This is a genomic window from Oceanobacillus sp. GQ8, assembly GCF_059758495.1.
The window spans coordinates 472,424-485,053 of sequence record NZ_JCAXEV010000003.1 but is presented as its reverse complement, the minus strand read 5'-3'; the positions used below and the strand labels follow the sequence as shown (position 1 = coordinate 485,053).

10 protein-coding genes and 1 riboswitch are annotated in these 12,630 nt (G+C 37.2%); of the genes, 1 reads left to right on the top strand and 9 read right to left on the bottom strand.

The annotated features are described in order from the left end of the window. Positions 1-17 precede the first annotated feature (17 nt). From AC6CHS_RS11200 to motA, 6 genes are read right to left on the bottom strand one after another with little or no spacing between them, the layout of a single operon-like run. Positions 18-374, bottom strand: coding sequence for a response regulator (locus tag AC6CHS_RS11200; protein ID WP_498236083.1), 357 nt, complete (start codon positions 372-374; stop codon positions 18-20). Between the two features lie 23 nt (positions 375-397). Next, complete coding sequence (locus AC6CHS_RS11195; RefSeq protein ID WP_498236081.1) at positions 398-856, bottom strand: chemotaxis protein CheW; 459 nt, start codon at positions 854-856, stop codon at positions 398-400. Between the two features lie 13 nt (positions 857-869). Next, a complete protein-coding gene (locus AC6CHS_RS11190) occupies positions 870-2,852 on the bottom strand; it encodes a chemotaxis protein CheA (protein WP_498236079.1) in 1,983 nt (660 codons plus the stop codon). Positions 2,853-2,885: 33 nt separating this feature from the next. Continuing rightward, the gene (locus AC6CHS_RS11185) at positions 2,886-3,350 is read right to left on the bottom strand and encodes a chemotaxis protein CheX (protein ID WP_498236077.1); all 465 of its coding nucleotides are present in this window, start codon (positions 3,348-3,350) and stop codon (positions 2,886-2,888) included. A 17-nt stretch (positions 3,351-3,367) separates the two neighbouring features. Continuing rightward, the gene (gene motB, locus AC6CHS_RS11180) at positions 3,368-4,138 is read right to left on the bottom strand and encodes a flagellar motor protein MotB (RefSeq protein WP_498236075.1); all 771 of its coding nucleotides are present in this window, start codon (positions 4,136-4,138) and stop codon (positions 3,368-3,370) included. Next, the gene (gene motA / locus AC6CHS_RS11175; protein WP_498236073.1) at positions 4,131-4,928 is read right to left on the bottom strand and encodes a flagellar motor stator protein MotA; all 798 of its coding nucleotides are present in this window, start codon (positions 4,926-4,928) and stop codon (positions 4,131-4,133) included. Before motA ends, motB begins: the two co-directional genes overlap by 8 nt. A 157-nt stretch (positions 4,929-5,085) precedes the next feature. Further along, a riboswitch (cyclic di-GMP riboswitch) is annotated at positions 5,086-5,171 on the bottom strand. A 252-nt stretch (positions 5,172-5,423) separates the two neighbouring features. Here motA and AC6CHS_RS11170 point away from each other — a divergent pair. Then, complete coding sequence (locus AC6CHS_RS11170) at positions 5,424-7,409, top strand: methyl-accepting chemotaxis protein (protein WP_498236072.1); 1,986 nt, start codon at positions 5,424-5,426, stop codon at positions 7,407-7,409. 275 nt (positions 7,410-7,684) lie between these two features. Here AC6CHS_RS11170 and ddlA read toward each other — a convergent pair whose 3' ends face one another. The 3 genes from ddlA to hag form a co-directional block, all read right to left on the bottom strand. Further along, positions 7,685-8,791, bottom strand: coding sequence for a D-alanine--D-alanine ligase (gene ddlA / locus AC6CHS_RS11165; protein WP_498236070.1), 1,107 nt, complete (start codon positions 8,789-8,791; stop codon positions 7,685-7,687). Beyond that, complete coding sequence (locus AC6CHS_RS11160) at positions 8,788-11,307, bottom strand: YheC/YheD family protein (protein ID WP_498236068.1); 2,520 nt, start codon at positions 11,305-11,307, stop codon at positions 8,788-8,790. Before AC6CHS_RS11160 ends, ddlA begins: the two co-directional genes overlap by 4 nt. A gap of 267 nt (positions 11,308-11,574) precedes the next feature. Further along, on the bottom strand, positions 11,575-12,399 hold the full coding sequence (hag, locus tag AC6CHS_RS11155; protein WP_443148697.1) for a flagellin Hag: 825 nt from the start codon (positions 12,397-12,399) through the stop codon (positions 11,575-11,577). Between the last annotated feature and the right edge of the window lie 231 nt (positions 12,400-12,630).

Below are 12,630 nucleotides of genomic sequence, written 5' to 3'. Positions count from 1 at the left end.
TATGTAGCTTGATGTGTTTACAGTGCTTTTGATAATGCCTCGTTAATTCTGTCTGCTGTAAAAGGCTTCACGATAAAATCCTTTGCCCCTGCTTGAATTGCTTCTACTACCATTCCTTGCTGTCCCATCGCTGAGCACATAATGACTTTTGCATCTGTATCCAGCTTTTTAATTTCTTTTAATGCTTCCACACCATTCATCTCAGGCATCGTAATATCCATCGTCACAAGATCAGGTTTTATCTCCTGATACATTTCTACTGCAACTTGACCATTCTCCGCTTCGCCAACAACCTCATGTCCTAGTTTTGTTACGATATCCTTCAATTGCATACGCATAAATGCAGCATCATCTGTTACTAAAATTCTTGCCATGATTGAAACCCTCCAAAATAAAATTAGTTAATCGCTTGTTTTACTTCCTGTACTTCTTCCATATCCAGAATATGTTCTAGATCCAAAAGGATAAGCAGCTCATCCTTTAATTTAGCAACACCTTCTAAATAGCGTGCCTCCACTCCAGCAATCATTTCTGGTGGTGGCTCAATTGCCTCTGCCCCAATATCCAAGACTTCATTAGCAACATCCACTAGCAACCCAACCTGCATATCTTTTATCTCTACAATGAGAAAGCGGCTTTCGTCTGTTGTGTCCGTCTGGCCGATCCATAACCGTTCTCTTAAATCAATGACGGGAATAGTGTTTCCGCGCAAATAGATGACTCCTTTAATGAAAGAAGCCGTTCTTGGTACCTCTGTTACTTTCTGTAGACGTTCAATGGAATGTACCTGACTGACATCCACTCCATATGACTGGTTTTTTAATGTAAACACAATAAATTTTCTTAGGTCTTCCACAATTTGTCCCCCCTTATTTCACTAATGCATTCGGATCAAGAATTAATGCCACACGCCCGTCACCTAAAATCGTGGCACCTGAGATGGCAAAGACATCCTTCAAGTAAGCTCCAAGCGCCTTAAGTACGACTTCTTTCTGACCGATGAAAGAGTCAACCAGAATACCTGTCAGCTTGTTCCCTTTTTTCACTACAACAATAGCTTGGTCTGTTGAATTATTCGTTTCTGTTTCTTCTATATTAAACACTTTTCTTAAGGAAACAATTGGGATAATATTTCCCCGGAAATCAATGACTCTTTGTCCGTGTGCATCCATAATTTCTTTTTCGTCAATCATCAGTGTTTCAATGATAGAAGAAAGTGGGATGGCATATATTTCTTTCGATACATCAACTAGAAGCGTTGATAGAATCGACAATGTTAGTGGAAGCTGGATGGAAAACTTACTTCCTTTTCCTTGTGTTGACTCAATGGATAACTTTCCACCAAGTGATTCAATTTTATTTTTGACCACATCAAGTCCGACTCCGCGGCCGGAAATATCTGAAACTGTTTCTGCTGTACTAAAGCCAGAAGCGAGAATAAGTTCATTTACTTCTTGATCTGTTAATTTTTCCAGTTGTGCTTCTGTTAAGACACCATTTTCAATCGCCTTTGCAGCAACTTTTTCACGATTAATTCCAGCTCCATCATCTTCCATTTCAATAAACACATGGTTTCCACTATGAAAAGCACGCAATGTCAGGCTGCCTTTTTCCGCTTTGCCTGCTTTTTTTCGCTGCTCTGGTGATTCAATACCATGGTCAATTGAATTTCGGATTAAGTGAACAAGTGGGTCACCAATTTCATCAATTACCGTACGGTCTAGCTCCGTATCTGCCCCAATTATCTCTAATTCCAAGTTTTTATTAAGATCCTTGGCCAATCCGCGAACCATTCTTGGGAAACGATTAAATACCTGTTCTACTGGAACCATGCGCATCGTAAGAATTAAGCTTTGCATGTCCTCTGAAACTCTGGACATGTGCTCAACAGTATCCTGTAGGGCTTCGTTTTTAATTTCACTCGCCAAATCTTCTAATCTACTTCTATCAATAACTACTTCTTCAAATAGATTCATCAGATCATCAATCCGTTCAAGATTCACCCGGATTGTTTTAGATGTAACGGCTTTATGACTTTCTTGTTTCGCCTCAGCAGGTGCTTCTTCTTTCGTAGCAGCCATTTCTTCTGTTGCTAATACAGCTTCCTCTTTCACCGTGACATACGGGCTAATCTGAGCAGATTCTACTTCCGATACATTATGTACACTTTGCTTTACTTCTGCTGCAGGAGATTTTGTTAGCACGATTAGAGAAAAATGGTCTACCTCGCCTGCTTCAAGCTCTTCAACAGGAGGAGATGTTTTAATAATTTCACCATGTTGTTCGACCGCTTCCACTACCATGTAGGCACGTGCGGCTTTTAAGATACACCCTTCGTCGAGCGCAACCTCCATTTGGTAAGCCTCAAAGCCTTGCTCCTTCGCCTGGTCAAGCACAGTTAATTGATATTCATCAAGTTCCAGTTTTTCTTGCGCTGTAGTTTTTGCAACTACTGGAGCCTCTTCTGGCTGTTTTCCATTTTCAATTGCTTCTAAGCGAGCAATCAAATCTGTCACATCTTTCTTTCCTTCATTCCCACCTGCAATCGATTCGACCATCTCTTCTAATGCCTCTACGGCCGCAAAAGTTACGTCGATTACTTCTGTTGTCACATGGAGCGAGCTGTTTCTAATTTTGTCTAAAACGTTTTCCATATTATGAGTGAGTGATGCAATATCCTCGTATCCCATCGTGGCTGCCATCCCTTTTAATGTGTGGGCGGAGCGAAAAATCTCATTCACAATGGAAAGGTCATCAGACTGTTTTTCCAGCTTTAGCAGCTGGTCATTGACTGCCTGTAAATGCTCATTACTTTCATCTAAAAATATTTCGATATAATCATTCGTATCCATATAACCTTCCTTTCACCTTCGCATTCTTACATACTAGCTATCTAATAAGAACATGACATCTAATTCACCAAGATTTTCAAAGCCTGCTGTTAATTTTATTGCTTTTTTGTAACCAGAAATCTTTGTAGATCCCTGTAATACTGTTGGTGCTGTAATATCGGTTGTTAGCCCTTCATTTACGATAATGGTCGCAATTCCACCGGCTAGCATATTCCCCAGCTCTCCACTAAAAGAGACAAGCATCTCTCCCTCCACAGCCATTCCAAACATGACACCGCCAATTCCACTAAAAACAGCGGGATCACCTGAGAGCATAATTTTTCCTTTGATGTCGCCTGTTATCCCTATTAGCACACCATACTCTACAATTGGCGGCTCTGTTAATAGTTGTGGCTTTGAAACACGTTGAGCTACTGGGATAATGGATTTCATGGTAGTATTTGTGCCATTAAGTAAATGTGTTATAACTTTGCTCTGTTGATTGGCTGTTGTTGTCATCTTGCTATCTCCCCTTATTATTCATTTGTCGATATATCGTAATTAGGTAAAATTAATACTTCTACTCGCCTGTTTTTTGCCCGGTTTGCTTCCGAGTTGTTTGGCACAATGGGTTGGTGTTCCCCGTAGCCTTTTGCACTGAATTTGCCTGGGTCAAGCTGATCGTTCTCTAGGATAAGACCCATAAAGTTAATCGCGCGCATGACACTAAGCTCCCAGTTTGATGCAAATTCTGCGTTATAAACGGGCCTATCATCAGCATGGCCACTTACGACAATTTGATGTGGTGGGTCTGTATATAGAAGTTCTGAAACATCCGTAGCAAGCCGCTGCCCTCTTTCTTTTACCTCTGCACTACCCGAGTCAAAAGAAATATCATTTAAAATCGTAAGCAATAATCCTTCATCCGTGAGCTGTGTATCAAACACCTCTTCAAGTTCCTCTTTCTTAATATAGCTATTAATGTGCTCTTGGATTGTCTCCAGCTCTTCAAGCTCTTCATCCTCTTTGCTTACCTGTCCGGGCTCTTCTTGTATCTCTTGCTCTTCTTCGTCTTTAGGAATATCGACAGTTGATTCATTCGGTGCATTGCTTTCTTCCATAAAACTAGCCCCACCCGAAAATTCTTCTTGGAATACAGTGGAAAGCTGGTTATACTTTTCCGAATCTATTTCACTCATAGCGAATAAAACAATGAAGAGTGCTACAAGTAAGGTAAGTAAATCGGAATAAGGTAGCAGCCAGGATTCATCAATATGGTTTTCATTATGTTTTTTCTTCCTACTCATTATCTTGTTCCTGTTCCTGATCTTGTCTTAACGCCTTTAATTCTTTTGTAGATAAATATGATCCTAATTTATCTCTTACCATCATGGCAGAATCGCCATTCGTAATAGAAAGGATCCCTTCCACGATCACTTCTTTACGTTGCACTTCTTTCTTTGACTTTTCCTTTAGCTTATTGGCAAATGGATGCCATAGCACGTACCCTGTAAAGATACCGAGTAGAGTAGCAATAAAAGCTGCAGAAATCGCATGGCCTAATGCTTCGATGTCATTCATATCACTCAGTGCTGCAATTAAACCAATTACGGCACCAAGTACGCCAAGGGTTGGGGCATATGTTCCTGCCTGAGAAAAAACAGCAGCGCCTTCCTGGTGTCTAGATTCCATTGCGTCTACTTTTTCCAGCATAACTTCACGTATAAACTCTGCTGGTTGGCCATCAATTGCCAGCTGTAAGCCTGAGGATAAGAAAGGATCCTCTGTTTCTTCTACTTGCCTTTCTAATGATAGTAGACCTTCTTTTCTTGTTTGATCAGCCCACTCTGTAAACGTCATGATTAATTCCTGCGTGTTTTCCTGCTTTTCTTCAGAAAAAATAATTTTAAACAGAGAAGGAATTTTCTTAACGGTGCTCATCGGAAAGGCAATAACCACGGACGCTGCTGTTCCCACGAGGATGATTAGAATCGCGGCAGGATTGATTAATGCCGCAACGCCTACACCTTTTAATACCATCCCTACCCCGACAGCAATCACACCCAGTATGACGCCAATGACAGACGTTTTATCCATTACACATGTCTCCTTTATCTCGTTGTCGCTTGTAAGATTAACTAGTAGGTTTCGTTAAGGTGAGGAGGATCTTAAATATTCGTTCAACCTTTTTCAGCCTTATTAAAAACGCTATCCCTTAAAGTAGAATAGCCAAAAAAGAATTAATGTTTTTCCTTTTGGCAGCCAGGCGATCGTAGTTTTGAAAACCTTAGACCCTTTGCTTTGCGTCCTACTCTTTCAAGCAGTTTGCCCTTTCTAGAATTGGATTTTGTCCCATTAGTTAAAAATACCTATGCTTTTATATCGTCTCGTTTTAAAAATAATTTAGGGGTTATGTAAAAAATAAAATTTGGAATCATTCTCCTACTGTTTTGCAGAGTTTGAGGTCATGGTGTCTAACCCGCTTTAACTAAAATAATATTCTACATTTTTCTACATAATTTATTATTTCTGTCGATATAACTTGAGAATGTACATTTCAAAATAAATCATCAAAGAGAGTGGTGTTATTACATGAAGAAATTCAAATTAAAAAGATTCAAGTTCAGCTTAAAGAATAAGCTTCTTTTATCCTTTTTGCTGGTATTGCTCGTTCCTAGTTGCATTATTGCTTATACGTCTTACATGAGCGCAAAAAGCAATACGGATAGTAGAATGTTAGATACGGCACAAGAAAGTGTGCAGATGGTAGACTCAACAATTAATCAACTACTTCAAGCACAAATGGAAAACGTCGATTTTCTATCTAATGCTATTTCAGCAGAATCCATTTTAGAAGGTAACACGGAAGAACTTGAAGCAATACTTAGCAGATCCCAAGATTCCAAGGCTGATCTTGAACAAACCTATGTAGGAACTGTAGAAGGAGATTTCCTTGTAGCTCCAGACTCTATTCAAGTCAAGCCAGATTATGACCCTCGTGAACGCCCCTGGTATCAATTAGCTATGGAAAATGAAGGGAAAGTAGTTATAACAGACCCTTATATTTCCAGTTCTACTGATTTAGTTGTTGTGACGATTGCCAAAACAACTGCTGATGGACAAGGCGTTATCGGAGCGAATCTACAGCTTGATAGCTTGGCAGCGATGGTTAGTGAAATTAACCTTGGCAAAGAAGGATATGTGTATTTACTTGACGGAACAAAGCATTATATTACACACCCTACAAATGAGGCTGGTTCGGAAGCAACAGTTTCGTTTATCGATGACCTTTATGCCTCTAATAAAGGCAAGTTTAATTATAAAATAGACGGTGAAAAGAAAAAACTAGCCTTTACCACGAACGAAACTTCTGGTTGGAAGATAGCTGGTTCAATGTTCCAAGATGAAGTAGATGATGCTGTGGCGCCCATTTTCCAAAAAACAATTATTGTAATTGCTATTGCACTTGTCATCGGAATTGCAGTTGTACTATTAATCATTCGTTCTATCACTCGCCCAGTTAATAATTTGGTTGAAGTTGCTGACAAAATGAGTAAGGGCGATTTAACTGTCGAGGTTGAAAATCATAGTAATGATGAAATTGGCCAATTGGCAAAAGCCTTCAATCGGATGAGAAAACATTTAAACGGAGTCATTGTCCAAGTACGTGACAAAGCAAACAATCTTGCAGCCTCTTCAGAGGAGTTAAATGCCAGCTCACAACAGAACACGGTAGCTACAGAACAGATTACAAATTCTATTCAAGATGTTGCTTCTGGTGTTGAAAGTCAATCTAGCAGCATAGATTCCAGCTCTAAAATGGCACAGGAAATGTCTTCATCCATTCAACAGATTGCAACCAGTTCCAATGAGGTTTCCTCGACTGCTGCTGATGCTACGGTTGTGATTGATGCTGGGAATAAAGCAATTAAGACAACTGTAGGGCAAATGGAATTTATTAAGAAAACAGTCCATGAACTTTCTGGAAACATTCAAGGTCTTGGTAATAAAACGAGAGAAATTGGGGAAATCGTGGATGTTATCACGAATATTGCAGAGCAAACCAATCTATTAGCCTTAAATGCTGCTATTGAAGCTGCAAGAGCTGGCGAACATGGCAAAGGCTTTGCAGTTGTGGCAGATGAAGTTCGTAAGCTTGCAGAGCAATCATCTCAATCATCTGAGCAGATTAAGAATATGATTCAATCAATACAGAGTGAATCCATCGATGCAGTGAAAGCGATGGAAACTGGTACAACGGAAGTAGATCGAGGAATTGAAGTGGTTAGCGAAGCTGGGCAGTCCTTTAATGATATTACATCATTTGTAAACACGGTAACGACCCAAATCCAGCAGGTTGCTTCAAAAATTCAAGAAATCTCTTCTGGTACAGACCAATTTGTTGAAACATTTGATAGTCTTGCAGGTATTTCCGAAACAACATCTGGAGCAGCACAAAACGTTTCCGCATCAACAGAGGAACAGCTTGCATCAATGGAGGAAATAACTGATTCTGCTAATTCCCTTTCCATTATGGCGGAGGAATTGCAGGAAGTTGTGGAGCAGTTTAAATTGTAAAAGGTAAGACTATAGAACAACATTAATTAACCCCAAAGGTTAGAATTAGATCTAACTTTTGGGGGTATTTTTTATCTAACTTTTTTAAATTTGACACTCAGCTAAAAACCATTGAGCCTATAAAAAACAGTATACTAAACAATTATTCTCTTGCGACAATCGTCGAAAAACTTGGTGGCTTATGTAGGGCCTTTTTATACAGTAATGGAAGTGTTCCATCTCGGTAGATATCATGCTTGTGAAATAAAATAAACAGTACCTTTGTAACATCTCTTCTATATGCTAGGTAATAAAGTGCTTTTAAATTTTTGTTGTCGATTATATCGTTTAATTGCTAGATTTATTAAATGGTTGATTAAATCTGAGTAATTGAGACCGCTAGCTTCCCATAATTTCGGATAAATACTAGTCTTTGCAAAGGATGGCAATGTGTTCACTTCATTAACATAAAAACGACCATCGTCTGCCAAGAAAAAATCTACACGAGCAAGACCTTCGCATTGTAGTGTCTCAAAAGCTTTTAAGGCTACACGTTGCATATCATCAATTTTACTCTCATTTAATTTTGCTGGTATTCCAAATTTGGTATCATCTTCATTCATGTATTTTGATTCGTAAGAGTATAATCCGTTGTTTATTAGTACTTCACCTGGAAGAGAAACTAGTGGATTCTCATTCCCCAGTACTGCAAAATCAATTTCCCTACCAATAATTGTCTCTTCGACAATTACTTTATGGTCATATTCAAACACCATATTTATTGCATTTTCAAATGCCTCTTTTGTCGAGACATTACTCACACCGACTGATGACCCTAAATTTGCAGGTTTTATAAACATTGATTTGCCTAAATAGGTGGATAATTCTTCATAATGTATTTTATCTCGTTGAGAGATAGTGAAAGACTGCCATTTTGCAACATTGATGCCAACTCCTTGCATTAAACGTTTTGCAATATCTTTATCCATACATATTGCCGACCCCAACACATCAGAGCCAACATAAGGTAGATTCGCAATTTTTAATAACCCTTGAATACTTCCATCTTCTCCTAAAGTTCCATGAACAACTGGAAATATGACATCAAGTTGCTTTAAAGGACTATCATATTTAGTCAATATTAACTGGTTTTTCATTTCACCTGGTAGAATGGCAACATGATCTTTTGATTTATTTAGTTCTACTTGTTCTATGCTTTCCGGGTTAAATAAATAAGAAGCTTCATCATTAAGATGCCATTTCCCTTTTTTATCGACCCCTATTAGAATAGGTTCAAATTTGTCTCTATTGATAGCTTTAACAATACTATTAGCGGATTGTAATGAGACTTCATGCTCGACAGATTTACCACCATAAATTATCCCTATATTTATTTTTCTCAATTTATGGACATCCCTTCATGTTGTTTTGCTATGTGGATTGCATTCGGAATAGCAAACTGTGCCAAATCAAACTCAAATACTGTAATACCAGGTTTATTAATATTTACTTCAATTAAATATGGTATTGCATTTTTGTCTAGTGCAAAATCGAATGCTATTTCATTAAAATTTTCTTCATAAAGAGAAGAGAATGTATTCGTCACATTTAACGCAGCATCCTTAATGGACTCTTCGATTTTTCCGACACGATTATTAGGATAATTTCTTTTTAGAAAACCCACTAATTTCCCTGTATACCCCCCACTATTCATCGACATAATAGTGGCATAATTTAATCCTATACGAGGATATAAAGTTACGAAGTCCCAATTATTCTTTCCGTTTTTCATCATATGGACCCGAATATCAAATGGGTTCCCCTCTTTTGTTCTAGTCTCAATGTATTTCTGCACAAGAAAAGTGCCTTCTTCGATTATTTTACGTAAAAATTTTGCTAAAGCTATTTCACTGTATACCCGTTTATGGTCTTTTTCTGCTACTAAATATTGGCCTGAATCTTGTTTTTCGATTAAGTGCACACCACGCGCAAAAGATCCAACTTCCGGTTTAACGATAACAGCTTTATAGAGTTCAATAAAATCTAATATATCTTTTGTCCTTGTTACTTTTTGATATGGAATAATCACGTCGTTAAGTTTACCTGTCTCTTGAAGTTTATCGTAGACTTCTAGTTTACTAATTGAGTTTCCATAAAATTCATTAGTAATAGGTATACCTTCAAACTCTCCATATATTTCATTATAATATCCTGTTCCACGTAATCTTAATCGGTCATAGATAACATCAGGATACGGCACTATTTTAGGAGTCCATTCCTTATTCTCATAAAAATAGCCTCTGATTAAGCCTGTATCATAATCAACATCCTTTGGCCTAAAATAGTAAAAGTCTGAACCCTCATAATTTGCTACATATGCACAAGCAGTTGCTAATTTATCATCTTCACCTTGTGGGATTAACATACCAATTGCTACTTTGTTCTTGCTTAAATTTGCTACGGTTAATTTTGAAGCTTTTGAATTAAATTGGTCTTTAAGCTTTCTTCCATTTTGAAATTCATTCGTAGAGTAAATCCCATTCTCAGCTACATATTTTGCATACCCTATTATATTTTTTGCCCAATCTTTCTCATGATATTTCGTTTGGGGTCCATTATTTACCTCATGCATCCAAAAACGACCTGATTGATCAATGGTTAAGTCAATCCCTAAATCACTTAAAGCAAATCCAAATAGTTTATCTAAATGATGGGTAAGATCTAAAGCTAGCTCTTTTAAATCCTTACTATACTGTTCTCCTTTACTTTCAAATTCAGTTTTTAAAAAGGTGTCTAAACTTTCGGTTCTCCCCCCGCGACTAATATTACTAAGTATACTCTTTTTATTCCCAACACGCGGGTAAATGTTCGTTAATATCCATTTACCTTCATAATTTTTTTGAACATGAGCTCGTATATCGAAAGGTTCACTTTCATGGGTACGGGACTCAATATAGTTTTGAATAATATATTTCCTGTTTTTCTGTAGTAACGTATGCTGAACCCACTCACTAAACTTTTGTTGTCCTAGGATTCTTTCCTTTTTTCCTTCTAAAATTGAGAAATGATTCCCCTTTTTTTCAATAAAGTAAATATCTCGACCTTGGCTCCCATGAATGGGTTTAATAACAGCTTTACTTTTGTCATTTAAAAAGTCATATACTACATTCTCTTTCGTAATACCTTTAAAAGGTACAAGTAATTCTGCAAATCTTTTGTATTTAACCAACCTTTTTGGCAAAAGAAATTTGTTTCCAAGTCCAAAGTTCGTAAAAGGAATTTCACTTCTTAATTTTCTTTCAATTGGTGCCTGTCTTCCTCTAGAAACCATGTCTACATTATAAATAGAATGTGGATAATCAACGAATTCGCGTATCCAGTTACCGTTTTTATAAATTTCGCCATGAATTAGTTTCTCTTCTACTTTTACGTCACTTAAACAGAAAAATACAACTTGCACTTGTTGATTTGTAGCTTCTTCCACTAACGCATCTATTCTCTCTTTTGGATAAACTTCTCTTGGGCTCATTGCACCGTAATAAACTCCTACGACAATTTTACCTTGGGATAGAACTGGCTGTTCTACCTCATATATTTTTTTCAGCCTTTTCAGCTGCGGTGCAAGTGAAAACTGAATAACCTCTGAAACCTTTATCATCTGCCGTTTTTCTAATGCTTGAGCAATTAATAATAAAGAGTGTTCAATTTTATCGTTTTCCATTTTACTTTCTTTAGACAATTGATTAGCATTTAACGCTTTTTCGATAGTAGAAACTCCTTCAACAATCGAACTAAACATATGTATACTTTGATTTAATTCATTTTGCTTAATAAGTTTAGAAAAATGATCTGTTGCCTCTATTAGAGTAGAGATAATATTTATTATTTGAAAGTTTTTCTTATGATTTAACTTTTCCATGTTGACACTTCCTTTGTTTATAAATTACAAGTAAAATTATTTATTTGCTAATACTATTATCGGCCAATCTAGTGTAATCTAAAAGGTAACTCTAAGTTTCCTTATGTTTTCTAGATTTTCAATAAAAGTATATCAACTCTCGGAAACTATTTTTAAAATCAATAAAGGGTAGTTAAAATAGAGGAATTAGATTTCTTAAAAAAATACCTTATCATATAAAATAGATAAAAAAAGACCCCAGCAGATGCCAGAGTCTTAGATTCAATACTACTGAAGTAACTGGAGTACTCCCTGTGGTTGTTGATTTGCTTGAGCAAGCATGCTTTGCGCTGCTTGGCTAAGAATGTTGTTCTTCGTGAAGTTCATCATTTCTTTTGCCATGTCAACGTCACGGATACGAGATTCAGCAGCAGTTAAGTTCTCAGAAGAAGTTCCAAGATTGTTAATAGTATGCTCTAGGCGGTTTTGAGTTGCCCCAAGTTTAGAACGTTCAGCAGAAACTGTGTCGATAGCTTCTTGGATAGTAGTAATTGCTGTATCAGCAGCTTCCTGAGTTGAAATATCAATTCCTTCAGTAGCTGATCTAGCAACGCCTAGTGATTCAGCATCCATTGCGTCAACTTGAATTTTTAAGTTTTGACCTTCATTTGCACCAATATGGAATGTAGCTTCAAACTCTCCACCAAGTAAGTTTTGCGTATTAAATTCAGTGTTGTCAGCAATACGTGTGATTTCTTGAGAAAGTTGATCTACTTCTTTTTGCAATTCTGCACGGTCTTTGTCTGTGTTAGTGTCGTTAGAGCTTTGTACAGATAATTCACGCATACGTTGAAGGATTGAATGAGTTTCATTCAATGCACCTTCAGCAGTTTGAATCAAAGAAATGCCGTCTTGAGCATTTTTAGATGCCATTTCAAGTCCTTTAATTTGTCCACGCATTTTTTCAGAGATTGCTAGACCTGCAGCATCGTCTCCAGCTTTGTTAATTCCTAGACCTGAAGAAAGTTTCTCCAATGAGTTTTGTGTAGCACCTTGGTTTGCTCCTAATTGGCGGTGTGCGTTAAGAGCAGCAATATTGTGATTGATAATCATAATTTTCTTACCTCCATGTAAGTGTATTTTTTGGGCACGTCCTTGTGTCCCATCTATAACAACACTTGGTGAATATCACCTTGCGTTATTAACTTTGTCAATGTTCGGCCAAAACATTTTTATCATCATGATGACTACATTACTTATATCGACCGTTTTATAGAATGTTTAAATGTTTTTATAAAAAAAGATAAATAATTTTTCTTTTGTGCAAGCATTGGATTCTTTAAC